Source organism: Actinomadura rayongensis (assembly GCF_009831215.1).
In the GTDB taxonomy this organism is placed as follows: domain Bacteria; phylum Actinomycetota; class Actinomycetes; order Streptosporangiales; family Streptosporangiaceae; genus Spirillospora; species Spirillospora rayongensis.
On record NZ_WUTW01000008.1, the window covers coordinates 110,422 to 125,222 of the forward strand.

Consider the following 14,801-nt stretch of genomic DNA (forward strand, 5'->3'; position numbering starts at 1 on the left):
AAGCCGTTAGGTAAGTGACGCAGGCCACATTAACACCAAACCCGACAAAGCCGGGCTGCGAACCTCGCGTCCCACCGACAAAACCAGCAGTCCCAGCAGCATCCTGAGTAACACCCGCCGTCGCGCGACCGCACGAACCGAGCGCGGGACGCGAGCCCCCTGCGCGGGACGCAAACCCCTGCGCAGGAAGCGAGCCCCTGCGGGACGCAAAGCCCCTGCGCGGGACGCTTACCCCCTGCGGGACGCGAGCCGCTAGGCGAGCGGCCCGCAGGAGAGACCCGTTAATACGGGTCGTATCCAGCGGCCTGCGCGGCGGGGGAGCGGTGGATGTACTCCAGTGCCTTCGGCGTGGAGCAGATCTGCGACGGGTGGTGCGACGGCTTGAGGTAGATGGGCGCCTCGCCAAGCAGCAGCTTGAAGATCCCGGGCACGTGCCCCCGGCGCACCGACCGCCGGTAGGCGAGCAGGACGCGCGGCAGCGAGACGCGCTTGACGGTCGGGTCCTGCTTGAGCAGGTACAACGATCCGCCGATCAGCGCCCAGTAGAGGAAGAACAGCGACACGACCCAGGCGAGGACGCGCGTCGGGTAGCGTCCGCCGAGCGCCTGGAACACGTCGAACACGACGGACCGGTGCTCGACCTCCTCGGCGCCGTGCCAGCGCAGCAGGTCGAGCATCGTCGGGTCGATGCCGGCGCGGTCGAGCCGGTCGTCCTCCATGAGCCACTGGCCGAGGACGGCGGTGTAGTGCTCGATGGACGCGACGGCCGCCAGCTCGAACCGGAGCCGCCGCCGCCAGGCGCGCGGGTTCTTCTTCTTGAGCGCGGCCATCTGCGCGGGCCGGTCGGCGTTGCCCTTGGCCGCCGCCTCGGTGATCTTGCTGACGTCGATGCCGTTGGCGGTGAGGATCTGGTCCAGGACGCCCTGGTGCGAGCGCGCGTGGACCATCTCCTGCCCGATGAAGCCCTTGATCTCCTCCAGCAGCCGCTCGTCCTTGATGTACGGACGCGCGTCCTTCACGCACTGGATGAACCACTTCTCGCCCTCGGGTAGGACGATGTGGAACGAGTTGATGATGTGCGTGGCGACCGGGTCGCCCGGGATCCAGTGCAGCGGCGTCTTCGTCCAGTCGAAGGCGACCCGGCGCGGCCGGATCGGAGGGTGCCGCTCGTCGATCGCGGACGCGGGGCTCTCGGGCGTCGACCTCGTCATTCTCACTCCTCACATCCGTACCGTGTCCGACGAAGGGTACAGAGTAGACCTACCGTGCAGTACGCAGAGCGACCAATTAAATCGGACACACTGCGACGGGCGCGCGGGATCTGTCCGCCGGTGACAAAGTCTCAGGTCGCGATGCGCTCGGCCCCGGTGTAGACGTTCATCGTCTCGCCGCGCAGGAACCCCACGAGCGTCAGCCCGGCGTCCTCGGCGAGGTCCACCGCGAGCGACGACGGCGCCGACACCGCCGCCAGTACGGGGATCCCGGCCTGCGCCGCCTTCTGCGTCAGCTCGAAGGACGCGCGCCCGCTCACCATGAGGATCCGCCCCGACAGCGGCAGCAGATCGGCGCGCAGCGCCCAGCCGACGACCTTGTCGACGGCGTTGTGGCGCCCGACGTCCTCGCGGACGGCCAGCGGTTCCCCCGCCGCGTCGAACAGTCCGGCGGCGTGCAGCCCGCCCGTCCGGTCGAAGACACGCTGCGCCGCGCGGAGCCGGTCCGGCAGGGACGCGAGGACGGCGGCGGTGACGGTCACGGGGTCGGCGGCGACGTCGTAGGGCCGCTCGGCCGCCAGCGCCTCGATGCTGGACTTGCCGCACACGCCGCACGCGCTCGTCGTCGTGAACGCGCGGGTCAGCGCCGCCTCGGGCGGATTGACGCCGGGCGCGAGCACCACGTCCAGGGTGTTCTGCTCGGTCGTGTCGGCGCAGTACCGCAGCGCGGCGACGTCGCCGGGCCCGCCGATGATCCCCTCGGCGGCGAGGAAGCCCGTCACGAGGTCGAAGTCGGCGCCGGGCGTCCGCATCGTGATCGTCAGCGGCCGTCCCGCGACGCGGATCTCCAGCGGTTCCTCGACCGCGAGCGTGTCGGGCCGCCGGCCGGCCGCTCCGGTGGTGCTCAGCCGCAGGACCGGCCTGCGCACGGTGATCCGCCCCATGGGGGCACGCTACCCCGGAACTCCGCGCGGACGCGGCGTCCGCCAGCCGTACCGCAGCGCGAGGAGCCGCAGCGCGAACGCCAGCGCCGCCGCCCCGGCCGTCACGGCGCCGCCGCCCGCCCCGAGCACGTGCGCCACCGCGACGACGGACGCGCCGAGCGCGGCGGGCAGCGCGTAGAGCTGCCGGTCGTACAGCACGGACGGGACCTGCCCGCTCAGCACGTCCCGCAGCACGCCGCCGCCGACGGCCGTGACGACCCCGAGCAGCACCGCGTGCACCGGCGACAGCCCGAACGCCAGCGCCTTCCCCGTCCCGGTCGCGCAGAACAGCCCGAGCCCGGCGGCGTCGAAGAACAGGACGGCGGGCAGCAGCCGCGTCACCTGCGGGTGCCAGAAGAAGACGAGCGCGGACGCGGCGAGCGGCATCACGACGTACCCGACGCTCGTGAACGCCTTCGGCGGGACGGCCCCGATCGCGACGTCCCGCAGGATCCCGCCGCCGAGCGCCGTCGCTCCGGCGAGGACGGCCATGCCGACGAGGTCGAGCCGCTGCCGGACGGCCGTGAGCGCGCCGGACAGCGCGAACACGAAGATGCCCGCGAGGTCCAGCGCGGCAGGGAGGCCCATGCAGACGATCATGCCCCGGACCGGGCGCGCCGTCACCGCCGCCCGTCGACGTTCCAGTTCGCGACGATCGCGGCGAACGGCGGGATGACCATCGCCACGACCGCCATGACGACGGCGGCGGGCACGGAGAAGCGCCACACGACCGTCCAGGCCAGGACGAACAGGACCAGGCAGACGCCCATCATGATCCCGTACGCGACCTTGCGCCGTCTCATGCTTCCACCGTACGCGCCGAGAGATCGCCGCGAACCGCGCGGACACTGCGTGGGAGCGGCCCCGGACGCTCCGATACGTTCGGGAGCGGAACCGAACTGGACTCTGGAAGGACGCCTGGATGGACCTGTTCAGCCTGGCCGGGAAGACCGCGCTGGTCACCGGAGGAACCCGAGGGATCGGCCTGATGATCGCCCGCGGCCTGCTCCAGGCGGGCGCGGCGAAGGTCGTCATCAGCTCCCGGAAGGCCGAGGCGTGCGAGAAGGCCGCCGCCGAGCTGTCGGCGTTCGGGACGGTGACGGCGATCCCCGCGGACGTCAGCACCGAGGCCGAGTGCGTGCGCCTCGCCGAGGCGGTGACCGCCGAGCTGGACGGCGGCGCGCTGCACGTCCTCGTCAACAACGCGGGGGCGACGTGGGGCGCGCCGCTGGAGGAGTTCCCGGCGGCGGCGTGGGACAAGGTCGTGGACCTCAACCTGAAGTCGCCGTTCTACCTCACCCGGGCGCTGCTGCCCGCGCTGCGCGCGGCGGCGGTCGAGGGCGACCCGGCGCGCGTGATCAACATCGGCTCGGTGGACGGCATCATGACGCCCGGCGAGCGCTACGCGTACACGACGAGCAAGGCCGGGGTCCACCAGCTCACCCGCGTCCTCGCCAAGGAGCTGGGGCCACAGCAGATCACCGTCAACGCCGTCGCGCCCGGGCCGTTCGAGTCCAAGATGATGGCGGCGACGCTCGATGCGTTCGGCGAGATCATCAGCGAGACGGTCCCGCTGAAGCGCATCGGCCGGCCGGACGACATGGCGGGCGTCGCGGTGTTCCTCGCCAGCCGCGCCGGGTCGTACGTCAACGGCGCGGTCATCCCGGTGGACGGCGGGCTCACCACCCTGTGACGCGCGGGCCGCGGGGGCCGGTCCTCCGCGGCTCACTCGAACAGCGAGTGGTGCTCGCCGCGCCGGCGCCGCCGGACCACCCGCCGGCCGACCACCACGGCGTCGGCGAGCGCGACGGCGGCGATCACCGCCATGACGACGCCGAGCCAGGGCAGCCCGGCGGCGAAGCTCAGCACGGCGAGCGCGACGCTCGCGACCAGGCCGAACGCCGCCAGCCCGAGCCGCAGGTTCAGCGGGCTGCGGCCCCACGGCGCGCCGCCGAGCGCGCTGCCGCGCTCCATCCCGTGCCGCCGTCCGTTCTCGGTGTCGCGCTCGGTCTTCATGGCCGCCCCCTGCCCGGTGCCATGGCGTGACATGCAGGAATTCGCGGCTTTCGTCCGAAGCGCATGATCGCGCGCTCGCGGGTACCAACCGGTCGTGACGGGACGACGCCGGGACGCGGGAGCGCGCATGCGGGGAGCGAGACGGGCGGTGGCGGTCGCGGCGACCGCCGTGCTGTGCTTCGCGCTGTACGTCGCGCTGATCTCCGAGATCGTCTGGCCGCAGCTCGTCGTGGCGGGCGTCGCGGCCGTGGTCGCGTCGGGCGCCGGGTACGCCGCCGCACGGCTGCTGACCAGCGGCCCGGAGCGTCCCGAGCCCGCGTGGCGCGGCGGCATGGCGCGGGCCGCCGCGGCGGTGCCGGTGCAGATCGTCGCGGACGCGCGGTGGCTGGCGCTGCCGGTGCCGTCCGGCGCGCGCGCCGAGTTCCACGGCCCCGCGCCCGCCGGACCGGACTGGACGGGCCTGGTCACGCTGCTGCTGTCCGCCGCGCCCGGGACGTTCGTCACGCAGATCGACCCACAGCGGGGCACGTTCGTCCTGCACCGGCTGGGGCCCGGGCCCGACCTGGTCGAACGGGGGCTCGGCCGGTGAGCGGCGGCGTCCGCGCCGAGTGGGCGCTGCCCGCGCTGGTCCTGCTCGCCGGGGGCCTCGCGCCGTGCCTGGCCGCCCTGCTGCGCGGCGGCCCGCTGGCCCGGCTCGCCGCGCTGAGCGCCGCCGGGACGATCGCGACGCTGCTGCTCGTCCTGCTGTCGGTCGCCTACGCCCGTCCCGCCTACCTCGACGCCGCGCTGCTGCTGGCCCTGCTGTCCCTGGCCGGCGTCCTCGTTTACGCCCGCTTCTTCGGGAGAATCCTGTGAGCGCGGTTCTGGTCTGGGCCGGAGTCGTGGTCGCCGTCGTCTCGGCGGTGCGGCTGCTCGTGAACCCGCAGGTGCACGGTCGGCTGCATCTGTCCGGGCCGGTGGCGGTGCTCGCGGCGCCGCTCGTCACGGCCGGGCTGCTGCTCGCGCCGGACGCGCGGACGACCTGGCACGACGGCGTGAAGATCGTGGTCATCGCGCTGCTCGTCGTGCTCAGCGGCCCCGCCGCCGTCGTCGCGACCGCGCGCGCCGCGCATCCGCGCCGGACGGACGGCGAGAGCGGTGGCTGAGCTGATGGCTGACGCGTTGGTCGTCGCGGCGCTGCTGCTCACCGCCGGGGCCGCGACCGGCGTCGTGCTGACGCGCGATCCGGGACGGCAGGCGATCGTCCTGTCCGGGTACGGGCTCGCGCTCGGCGTGCTGTTCGTCGTGCTCCAGGCCCCGGACGTGGCGATGTCGCAGATCGGCGTCGGCACGGTCGTCCTCCCGCTGCTGGTCGTGCTCGCCCTGCGCGCCGCGCGGACGGCGGGCAAGGCCGCGCGGAAGCGCGCCGCCGCGCGCGAGGAGGACGGCGCATGACGCCCCGCGCCCGCACCGCCGTGTTCTTCGCGGGGGCCGCCGGCATCGCCGTGCTGCTGCTCCTCGCCCTGCCCGGAATGCCGTCCTTCGGGCTCGGCGCGCACCCGTACGGCGCGCGGGCCGTCCGCGCCGGGACCGACCAGGACACCCCCAACATCATCGCGTCGGTCAACTTCGACCAGCGCGCGCTGGACACGGTCGGCGAGGAGCTGATCCTGTTCGCGGCGGCGCTCGGCGCGGTGGTGCTGCTGCGCGCCGTCCGGGACGAGCGGCTGCGCGCGGGCGGCGACCTGCGGCACGGCCCCGCCGACGTGTTCGACGCGCTCCGCCTCACCGGCGCGCTGCTGCTGCCGGTGACGCTCGTCGTCGGCGCGTACGTCGTCGCGAACGGCTACTCCTCGCCCGGCGGCGGGTTCCAGGGCGGCGTCGTCCTCGCGAGCGCGCTGCACCTGGTCTACCTGGCCGGGGACTACCCGGCGCTGAAGCGGCTGCGGCCGATCCCGCCGTTCGAGGTCGCCGAGTCGTCGGCCGCCGCGCTGTTCGTCGTGTCCGCGCTCGCGGCCGGGGCGCTGACGGCGACCGAGCGCGGCGCGCGGACGGTCCCGTGGCTGAACGCGGTCGTCGGCGTGGAGGTCGCGTGCGGGTTCGTCATCGTGCTCGCCCGGTTCTTCGAGCAGGCGCTGGAGATCAGGCCGCGCCGGAAGGAGGCCCGGTGAGCTGGGCGGTGTACCTCGTCCCGCTGTGGATCCTGCTGGTCGGCGTGTACGGGGTCGCGACGACGCGGGACCTCGTCCACGCGATCGTGTGCGTGTCGGTGGCGCAGTCGTCGACCTACGTCCTGCTGCTGCTCGTCGGGTACCGCAAGGGCGGGACGGCGCCGGTGTTCTCCGACATCGCGCCCGGGTCCCGTCCGGTCACCGACCCGGTCGTGCAGGCGATGGCGCTCACCGACATCGTCGTCGGCGCGACGATCACCGCGATGCTGCTGGCGCTCGCCGTCCAGGTCGCCAAGCGGCGCGGCACGCTCGACCCGGGCGAGCTGCGGTCGCTGGAGAGCGCGGCCACGGACGGGCACCGGTGATCCTCCCGACGGTGATCGGGCTGCCGTGCGGCGCGGCGGCGCTGCTGGCCGCCGCCGGACGGCTGCTGCCGCGCCGCGTGGTCGACGCGTTCGCCGCCGCCGTCGTCCTCGCGTTGTGCGGGCTGCTCGGCGCCGTCCTCGTCCGGACGACCGGCGGGCCGCTCACCGAATGGCCCGGCGGCTGGTCGCCGCGCACCGGGGCGCCGGGGATCGCGCTCGTCGCCGACCCGTTCGCGGCGGGCCTCGCGCTGACGATCGCCGTGCTCGCGCTCGCGTCGCTGGTCTACTCGTGGCGGTTCTTCACCGAGGTCCACGCGGCGTTCCACGCGCTGCTCCTGCTGTTCACCGGCGCGATGTGCGGGTTCGTCCTGACCGGCGATCTGTTCGACCAGTTCGTCTTCTACGAGCTGATGAGCGTGATCGCGGTCGTCCTCACCGGCTACCTGCCCGAGGAGCCGAAGACCGTCCACGGCGCGCTGAACTTCGGCGTCGTCGCGTCGCTCGGCGGGACGCTCACGCTCACCGGCATTGGCCTGCTGTACGCGCGGACGGGCGAGCTGAACCTGCTCGTCCTCGGCGACCACGTGGGGACGTCCCGCGACGCGCTGACGACCGCCGGGTTCGTCCTGGTCGCGACGGGCTTCCTGGTGAAGGCGGCGGCCGTCCCGTTCCACTTCTGGCTGGCCGACGCGCACGCCGTCGCCCCGACGCCCGTCTGCGTGCTGTTCTCCGGCGTCATGGTCGAACTCGGCGTCTACGCGATCGCCCGGCTGTACTGGACGGTCTTCGCGCACGGGGCGATCGCGGCCGGACGGTCCCTGGCCGTCCTCGGCGCGCTCACCGCGCTGCTCGGCGCCGTCATGTGCGTCACGCAGCGGCACATCAAGCGGCTGCTGGCCTACTCCACGATCAGCCACGCGGGCCTGCTGCTCGTCGGCGTCGCGCTGCTGGACGGCCACGCCCTCGCCGGCGCTGCCTGCTACCTGCTCGGTCACGCCGGGGCGAAGGCGGGCCTGTTCCTCGCGGCGGGCACGCTGCTCAACCGGTTCGGCTCGGTGGACGAGGACACCCTCCACGGGCGCGGACGCGGCCTGCGCGTCACCGCGCCGGTGTTCCTCATCGGCGGGCTTGGGCTCGCCGGGCTGCCGCCGTCCGGGCTGTGGGCGGGCAAAGCGGTCATCGAGCACGCGGCGGGGGAGCGCGGCTGGTGGTGGGTGACGCCGCTCGCGCTCGCGGTGTCGGCGCTCACCGGCGGCGCGGTGCTGCGCGTGTGGCTGCACGTGTTCCGGGGCGCGGGGCGTCCGGCCGCGCACGGCGCGTCGGACGAGAAGGCCGAGACCGGACGCGAGCTGCCGCGCACGCCGTGGACGATGACCGTCCCCGCGCTCGTCCTGGCCGCCGCCGGACTGCTCCTCGGCCTGCTGCCCGGCCTGGCCCGCGCGCTGACGGCCGGGGCCGCCGTGTTCACCGACACGGCGGCGCTGCACGCGGCGGTGCTCGGGGGCGTCCGGGAACCCGCGCCGCATCCGGCGGCGACGCCGTTCGCGAGCCCGGACGGCCTGGCCCTGGCGTTCGCGGGCGTCGCCCTCGCGGCCTTCGTCGCCTGGACGGGCCTGCGGCGCGGCGAGGGACGGGTGACGGGCCGCCTGGTCCGCCCGCTGCACCTCGCCCATTCCGGCCACGCGGGCGACTACGCGGCCTGGCTCGCCGCCGGGACGGCCGTGTTCGCCGCGCTCCAGCTCTGGCGGTGACCAGTCCGATACCAGCAGTTTGTTGATCGTTTGGTGTGTTCCGTGAGATACCTGCCCCCGTGATCGGCCCTCCCGCTCCCCTCCGGCTCACCCGGTACGCCCACGGCGGGGGCGGTGCCGGACGCCTCCCGCCCGCCGTCCTGGACCGCCTCGCCCCCGAGGCCCACGGCGACGCCGCCGTCCTGCTCCCGCCCGCCGGACGGTCCGGCGAGCACGCGGTCGTCTCGGCCGCCGCGTTCTGCGCCCCGGTCGTCGACGACCCCTACGACTGGGGCCGCATCGCCGCCGCCGACGCGTTCTCGCCCGTCTACGCCGCCGGCGGCCGGCCCGTCATGGCGCTGGACCTGCTCGCCTGGCCGCACGCCGCGCTCGGCGAGGACCTGGCCCGCGAGGTGCTGCGCGGCGGCCGGGACGGCGCGGCGGCGGCCGGGTGCGTCATCGCGGGCGGCCACGGCGCCGACGGCACCGAGCCGACCTACGGGCTCGCCGTCACCGGCGTCGCCGACCCCGGCCGGATGCTGCGGCCGGACGCGGGCGTCCCGGGCGTGCCGCTGTCGCTCACCAAGCCGCTCGGCCTCGGCGTCCTCAACGCCCGGCACCGCGCGACCGGCGAGGCGTTCCCGGCGGCGGTCGCGGCGATGACCCGGCTGAACGCCGCCGCGTCCGGCCTGGCCCTCGCCAACGGAGTCATGTGCGCGGGCGCGGTCGGCGGGACGGGCCTGCTCGGCCGACTCTTCCGCATCGCCCGCGCGAGCGGCGTCACCGCCGTGGTCGAGGCCGCCGCCGTGCCCTACCTCGACGGCGCCCGCGCGTCGGTCCGCGACGGGTTCGTCCCGCCCGGCACGCACCACAACCTCGCCTGGGTCGCGGGCGGCACCGACTTCGGCCGGATCGCCGAGGACGAGCGGCTGCTGCTCGCCGACGCCCAGACCTCCGGCGGCCTGCTGCTGGCCGGAGAGATCCCGGGCGCCCCGGTGATCGGCGAGCTGGTCCCGCGGCGGGAGGCGCTGCTGGTCGTCCGCTGATCAGTCGCGGCGCAGCACCGGGCGCAGCGCGTCGAGCACGGCCGGGTCCTCGATCGTGGACGGCACCGGGACGTCCTCCCCGGCGGCGATCCCGCGCATCGCGCCGCGCAGGATCTTCCCCGACCGCGTCTTCGGCAGCGCGGGCACGACCGCGACCTCCCGCAGCGCCGCGACCGGGCCGATCCGCGCCCGCACCAGCGCCACCAGCTCGTCGGCCAGCGCCGCCGGATCGGCGTCCGCGCCCGCCTTCAGCACGACGAACCCGCGCGGCACCTGGCCCTTCACCGGGTCGCCGACGCCGATCACCGCGCACTCGGCCACCGCCGGATGCCCCGACAGCGCCTCCTCCATCGACCCGGTGGACAGCCGGTGCCCGGCCACGTTGATGACGTCGTCGGTGCGGCCCATGATCCAGACGTAGCCGTCGGCGTCGACGTGGCCGCCGTCGCCGGTGAGGTAGTGGCCGGGATGGCGGGTCAGGTAGGACTCGACGAACCGCTCGTCGTCGTGCCACAGCGTCGGCAGCGTGCCCGGCGGAAGGGGGAGGCGCAGCACGACGTCGCCGTCCACGCCGGGCGGGACCGGGTCGCCGTCCGGGCCGAGGACGCGCACCGCGAACCCCGGCACCGGCACCGACGGCGACCCCGGCTTGACCGGCAGCTCCTCCAGGCCGCGCGGGTTCGCCACGATCGGCCAGCCCGTCTCGGTCTGCCACCAGTGGTCCACGACCGGACGGCCGAGCGCTTCGGCCGCCCACCGGTACGTCTCGGGGTCCAGGCGCTCCCCGGCGAGGAACAGCGCGTCCAGCGCGGACAGGTCGTGCCCGGCGGCCAGCCGCCCGGACGGGTCCTCGCGGCGGATCGCGCGGATCGCGGTCGGGGCGGTGAGCAGCACCTTCACCCGGTGTTGCGCCGCGACGCGCCAGAACGCGCCCGCGTCCGGCGTCCCGACCGGTTTGCCCTCGTACAGGACGGTCGTGCAGCCCGTCAGCAGCGGCCCGTACACGATGTAGGAGTGGCCGACGACCCAGCCGACGTCCGACGCCGCCCAGAACACGTCGCCCGGCCGCGCCCCGTACACGTTCTCCATCGACCAGCGCAGCGCCACCGCGTGCCCGCCGTTGTCGCGGACGACGCCCTTCGGCCGCCCGGTCGTCCCGGACGTGTACAGGATGTAGAGCGGATCGGTCGCCGCGACCGGGACGCAGTCGGCGGGCTCGGCGGCGGCCACGGCCTCGTCCCAGTCCACGTCGCGCGGGCACGTCAGCGGGACCCGCAGCGCGTCCCGCTGCTTGACCACGCAGTGCCGCACCGGGTGGGACGCCAGGCGCAAAGCCTCGTCCAGCAGCGGCTTGTACGGGACGACCCGCGACCCTTCGATGCCGCACGACGCCGACACGACCGCCTTCGGCCGCGCGTCGTCGATCCGCAGCGCCAGCTCCCGCGCCGCGAACCCGCCGAACACCACCGAGTGGACGGCCCCGATCCGCGCGCACGCCAGCATCGCCACGACCGCCTCGGGGATCATCGGCATGTAGAGCACGACGCGGTCGCCCGTCCGCACGCCGAGCGCTAACAGCGCGCCCGCGAACCGCGCGGTCAGGTTCGTCAGCTCCCGGTAGGTGTAGGTGCGGACGGTCCCGGTGACCGGGCTGTCGTAGATCAGGGCGGGCTGCGCGCCGCGCCCTTCGGCGACATGCCGGTCGAGCGCGTTGTCGCAGGTGTTCAGCTCGCCGCCGGTGAACCAGCGGTAGAACGGCGGCGCGCCGTCGTCCAGCACCCGGTCCGGCGGGACGAGCCACCGGACGTCGCGGGCCGCGAGCCCCCAGAAGCGGGTGGGATCGGTGATGCTGCGCTCGTACGCCGCCCCGTAGACGCCCATGTGGTCCTCCCCGTGCCGGGACGCGCCCCGGCCCGGATTCGGGGCGCATCCCTAATAGGCACGTCGGGCGCGTCCTGCGTCAAGGGGCGCGGTGACGTCGATGACGCCGCGAGTCAGGCGGGACGGGTGTCGCCGCCTGGGACGCGGGGCACCGGTGGCGAAAAGCGGACAAAGACGGGATCCGCCGCATCTCGTCCCCGGCGCGCCCGGCCGGGGCGGTCGTCCCCGGCCCGGAGGTTCGGTGAGAATTTCACTTGGTGAGCGAGACCGTCTTTCGCGGCGGGCGCCGCGCTCCCTAGGGTTGTCCCACGGATCCTTCGGCCGCCCGGTCCCGCAACGGAGATCCGTCCCCACGCCGTTCACCCCGGGAAGGGCCAGTCCCTGATGCAGGTCGTCGTCACCGCCGGCCACGCGGGCCACGGGAAGTCCGCCCTCGTGCGGGCCCTCACCGGCCGCGACCCGGTGCCGCTCGCGCCCGGCGACGCCAGCGGGCTCGCCGCCGCGTGGACGGACCTGCCGTCCGGCACCCGGCTCGCGTTCGTGGACACCCCCGGCGGCCCGCGCTCGGTCCCGGCGATGGCGGTCGCCGCCGGGTCCGCGACGGCCGCGCTGATCGCCGTCGCCGCCGACGAGGGCTGGCGCGAGCAGACCGGCGCGCACCTGGCGGCGCTGGACGCGCTCGGCGTGCGGCACGCGGTCCTCGCCGTCACCCGCGCCGACGTCGCCGACCCCCGGCTCGCGCTGCGCCAGGCCCGCGACCGGCTCGCCGCGACCGGGCTGCGCGGCGCCGAGACCGTCGCGGTGAGCACGGCCGACGGCACCGGCCTGGACGACCTGGTCGCCGCGCTGGACCGGCTCGCCGCGCGGCTGCCGGTGCCCGACCCCGCCGCGCCCGTCCGGTTCTGGATCGACGGCGCGTGCCGGTCGGGCGCGGTGCCCGGGATGCCCGCGACCGTCCTCGTCACCGGGACGCTCGGCGCGGGCACCGTCGCGGCGGGCGACGAGCTGCTGCTCCTGCCCGCGGGCGCGCGGGTGCGGGTGCGCGCCGTCCGGTCCGGCGGGGCGCCGTGCCCGAGCGCGCACGGCGTCGCGCGGATCTCGCTCGTCCTGCCCGACTCGGTGCGCGTCGCGCCCGGCATGGCGCTGGTGACGCCCGGCGCGTGGACGCCCACGACCGCCGTCGACGTGCGGACCCGGTCGGAGGAGGCGTCCGGGCGGCTGCCGCGCCGGATGGTCCTGCACACCGGGTCCACGACCGTCCGGGTCCGGCTGCACCCGCTCGGCCCCGACACCGCGCGGCTCACGCTGAACGCGCGGCTGCCCCTGCACGCCGGGGACGCGGCGCTGCTGCGCGACCCCGAGCGCGGCGTGCTCGCGGGCGCGCACGTGCTGGACGTCCGGCCGCCGCCGCTGCTCGGACGCGGCGCGGCGGCGGCCCGCGCGCGGGAGCTGGCGTCCTGGCCGGACCGTCCGGACGGCGTCGCGGTCCTGCGCCGGCACGGCGTCCTGCGGCGCTCGGAGCTGGCCGCGCTCGGCTGCCCCGTCCCGGTCGGCGCGGTCGAGCCCGGCCCGGACTGGGTCGCCGACCCGGCCGCGTGGACGGAGCTGCGCGCCCGCCTCGCCGCCGCTGCCGCCCGGCACGCCGCCGACTCCCCGGACGCGCCCGGGCTGCCGATCGAGACGGCGCGGCTGCGGCTCGGCCTGCCGTCCCGCGACCTCGTCGCCGCGCTCGCGGGCGCCGCCGGGGAGCCGGAGCTGCGGGTGGCGGGCGGACGCGTCCACGGCCCGCCGCCCCCGCTGCCGCCCGGCGTCGCCGCCGCCGTCGCGCGCCTCGCCGGGGACCTGCGGCCCGCGCCGTTCGGGGCGCCGCCCGCCGAACGGCTCGCCGAGCTGGGCCTGACCGGCGGGGCGCTGGACGCCGCCGAACGCGCCGGGGCCGTCCTGCGGCTCCCCGGCGACGTCGTGCTGCTGCCCGGCGCGGAGCAGGCGGCGCTGCGCGTCCTCGCGGACCTGCCGCAGCCGTTCACCCCGGCGGAGGCGAGCGCGGCGCTGACGACGTCCCGGCGCGTGGTCGTCGCGCTGCTGGAGCACCTGGATCGCATGGGCCTCACCCGGCGGGTGCCGCCGAAAACCGATTGATCTTCCTTAGTTCCGTTCTGTGTCATAGAGCCCGGGAACGCCTGGCGTTCCGGACATTTTTCGACCAGTGAAGGGAAGATCGTGCCCTACCAGACGATCGAGGGCGGTCGCGTCCCGATCCGCATGTGGACCGACCCGGCGTCCGTGGAGGACGTGGCGCGCGAGCAGCTCCGCAACGTCGCGGGCCTGCCGTGGGTCGCGGGACTCGCGGTGATGCCCGACGTCCACTACGGCAAGGGCGCGACGGTCGGTTCGGTCATCGCGATGCGCGACGCCGTCGCCCCGGCGGCCGTCGGCGTCGACATCGGCTGCGGGATGACGGCCGTGAAGTCGTCGCTGACGGTCGAGGACCTGCCCGACGACCTGTCCGGCCTGCGGCACCGGCTGGAGAAGGCCGTGCCGGTCGGCCGGGGCTCGCACCGCGAGCCGGTGGACCCGTCCGCACTGCCCGCGCTGAAGCTGCGCGGCTGGTACGACTTCTGGAGCGAGTTCGACGGGCTGCACCACGGCGTCCGGGACCGCTTCGGGCGCGCGCGCCAGCAGATGGGCACCCTCGGCGGCGGCAACCACTTCCTGGAGCTGTGCGCCGACGACGAGGGCGCGGTGTGGCTCATCCTGCACTCGGGGTCGCGCGGCATCGGCAACGAGCTGGCCGAGCGGCACATCGAGGCGGCGCGCAAGCTGCCGCACAACCGGGACCTGCCCGACACCGACCTGGCGGTGTTCCTCGCGGGCACCGAGGAGATGGACGCCTACCGCAACGACCTGTTCTGGGCGCAGGAGTACGCGCGCCGCAACCGGGCCGTCATGACCGCGCTCGCGCAGCGCGTCGTGACGCAGCGGTTCGGCGAGAAGCGCTGCTCCTGGGGCGAGGTCATCTCCTGCCACCACAACTACGTGGCGGAGGAGACCTACGACGGCGTCGAGCTGCTCGTCACCCGCAAGGGCGCGATCCGGGCGGGCCGGGGCGACCTCGGCATCATCCCGGGCTCGATGGCGACCGGCACCTACATCGTGCGCGGCCTCGGCAACACGGCCGCGTTCAACTCGGCGTCGCACGGCGCGGGCCGCCGGATGAGCCGCAACAAGGCCCGCAAGGCGTTCACGCTGGACGATCTCGTCGCGCAGACCGCCGGCGTCGAGTGCCGCAAGGACACCGGCGTCCTGGACGAGATCCCCGGCGCCTACAAGGACCTGGAGACCGTCATGGCCCAGCAGTCCGACCTCGTCGAGGTCGTCGCGCACCTGCGCCAGCTCCTCTGCGTGAAGGGCGGCTGACG

17 protein-coding genes are annotated in these 14,801 nt (G+C 75.3%); 11 read left to right on the top strand and 6 right to left on the bottom strand.

Features of this window, described 5'->3' with window-relative positions; genetic code table 11:
• Positions 1 to 281 precede the first annotated feature (281 nt).
• The 4 genes from GQ466_RS26930 to GQ466_RS26945 all read right to left on the bottom strand — a co-directional run bounded on the left by GQ466_RS26930 (position 282) and on the right by GQ466_RS26945 (position 2,997).
• Positions 282 to 1,211 carry a metal-dependent hydrolase gene (locus GQ466_RS26930; protein WP_161105854.1) on the bottom strand — a complete coding sequence of 310 codons (930 nt, stop codon included), beginning with the start codon at positions 1,209 to 1,211 and terminating at the stop codon, positions 282 to 284.
• Between the two features lie 131 nt (positions 1,212 to 1,342).
• On the bottom strand, positions 1,343 to 2,155 hold the full coding sequence (gene fdhD / locus GQ466_RS26935; protein ID WP_161105855.1) for a formate dehydrogenase accessory sulfurtransferase FdhD: 813 nt from the start codon (positions 2,153 to 2,155) through the stop codon (positions 1,343 to 1,345).
• A gap of 9 nt (positions 2,156 to 2,164) precedes the next feature.
• Complete coding sequence (locus GQ466_RS26940; protein WP_161105856.1) at positions 2,165 to 2,782, bottom strand: trimeric intracellular cation channel family protein; 618 nt, start codon at positions 2,780 to 2,782, stop codon at positions 2,165 to 2,167.
• A 32-nt stretch (positions 2,783 to 2,814) separates the two neighbouring features.
• The gene (locus GQ466_RS26945; RefSeq protein ID WP_161105857.1) at positions 2,815 to 2,997 is read right to left on the bottom strand and encodes a DUF3099 domain-containing protein; all 183 of its coding nucleotides are present in this window, start codon (positions 2,995 to 2,997) and stop codon (positions 2,815 to 2,817) included.
• 119 nt (positions 2,998 to 3,116) lie between these two features.
• Here GQ466_RS26945 and GQ466_RS26950 point away from each other — a divergent pair, with 119 nt between their 5' ends.
• The gene (locus GQ466_RS26950) at positions 3,117 to 3,887 is read left to right on the top strand and encodes an SDR family oxidoreductase (protein ID WP_161105858.1); all 771 of its coding nucleotides are present in this window, start codon (positions 3,117 to 3,119) and stop codon (positions 3,885 to 3,887) included.
• A gap of 32 nt (positions 3,888 to 3,919) precedes the next feature.
• Here GQ466_RS26950 and GQ466_RS26955 read toward each other — a convergent pair whose 3' ends face one another.
• Positions 3,920 to 4,210, bottom strand: coding sequence for a DUF6343 family protein (locus tag GQ466_RS26955; RefSeq protein ID WP_202421180.1), 291 nt, complete (start codon positions 4,208 to 4,210; stop codon positions 3,920 to 3,922).
• A 127-nt stretch (positions 4,211 to 4,337) separates the two neighbouring features.
• Here GQ466_RS26955 and GQ466_RS26960 point away from each other — a divergent pair, with 127 nt between their 5' ends.
• The 8 genes from GQ466_RS26960 to selD are packed head-to-tail and all read left to right on the top strand — an operon-like array spanning position 4,338 to position 9,501.
• Positions 4,338 to 4,799: a hypothetical protein gene (locus GQ466_RS26960; RefSeq protein WP_161105859.1), complete on the top strand. Its 462-nt coding sequence runs from the start codon at positions 4,338 to 4,340 to the stop codon at positions 4,797 to 4,799.
• Positions 4,796 to 5,065, top strand: coding sequence for a monovalent cation/H+ antiporter complex subunit F (locus GQ466_RS33000; RefSeq protein WP_161105860.1), 270 nt, complete (start codon positions 4,796 to 4,798; stop codon positions 5,063 to 5,065). Before GQ466_RS26960 ends, GQ466_RS33000 begins: the two co-directional genes overlap by 4 nt.
• Complete coding sequence (locus GQ466_RS26970; protein ID WP_161105861.1) at positions 5,062 to 5,355, top strand: monovalent cation/H(+) antiporter subunit G; 294 nt, start codon at positions 5,062 to 5,064, stop codon at positions 5,353 to 5,355. Before GQ466_RS33000 ends, GQ466_RS26970 begins: the two co-directional genes overlap by 4 nt.
• A gap of 4 nt (positions 5,356 to 5,359) precedes the next feature.
• Positions 5,360 to 5,644, top strand: a complete 285-nt coding sequence (locus GQ466_RS26975; protein WP_161105862.1) for a DUF4040 domain-containing protein — start codon at positions 5,360 to 5,362, stop codon at positions 5,642 to 5,644.
• Entirely contained in the window at positions 5,641 to 6,360 is a 720-nt protein-coding gene (locus tag GQ466_RS26980; protein WP_161105863.1) for an MnhB domain-containing protein, read from the top strand. The genes GQ466_RS26975 and GQ466_RS26980 overlap by 4 nt, the downstream gene beginning before the upstream one ends.
• Positions 6,357 to 6,725, top strand: coding sequence for an NADH-quinone oxidoreductase subunit K (locus GQ466_RS26985; RefSeq protein WP_161105864.1), 369 nt, complete (start codon positions 6,357 to 6,359; stop codon positions 6,723 to 6,725). The genes GQ466_RS26980 and GQ466_RS26985 overlap by 4 nt, the downstream gene beginning before the upstream one ends.
• Positions 6,722 to 8,476 carry a proton-conducting transporter transmembrane domain-containing protein gene (locus GQ466_RS26990; protein ID WP_161105865.1) on the top strand — a complete coding sequence of 585 codons (1,755 nt, stop codon included), beginning with the start codon at positions 6,722 to 6,724 and terminating at the stop codon, positions 8,474 to 8,476. Before GQ466_RS26985 ends, GQ466_RS26990 begins: the two co-directional genes overlap by 4 nt.
• A gap of 59 nt (positions 8,477 to 8,535) precedes the next feature.
• Positions 8,536 to 9,501 (top strand): selenide, water dikinase SelD, encoded by a 966-nt coding sequence (selD, locus tag GQ466_RS26995; protein WP_161105866.1) that lies wholly within the window; start codon positions 8,536 to 8,538, stop codon positions 9,499 to 9,501.
• On the opposite strand, the gene GQ466_RS27000 is transcribed toward selD, so the two are convergent.
• The gene (locus tag GQ466_RS27000; RefSeq protein ID WP_161105867.1) at positions 9,502 to 11,382 is read right to left on the bottom strand and encodes an acetate--CoA ligase; all 1,881 of its coding nucleotides are present in this window, start codon (positions 11,380 to 11,382) and stop codon (positions 9,502 to 9,504) included. It abuts the gene before it with no gap.
• Between the two features lie 384 nt (positions 11,383 to 11,766).
• Between GQ466_RS27000 and GQ466_RS27005 the strand changes: the two genes are divergently transcribed.
• Complete coding sequence (locus GQ466_RS27005; protein WP_161105868.1) at positions 11,767 to 13,521, top strand: SelB domain-containing protein; 1,755 nt, start codon at positions 11,767 to 11,769, stop codon at positions 13,519 to 13,521.
• An 81-nt stretch (positions 13,522 to 13,602) separates the two neighbouring features.
• Entirely contained in the window at positions 13,603 to 14,799 is a 1,197-nt protein-coding gene (locus GQ466_RS27010; RefSeq protein WP_161105869.1) for an RtcB family protein, read from the top strand.
• The last annotated feature ends 2 nt before the right edge of the window (positions 14,800 to 14,801 follow it).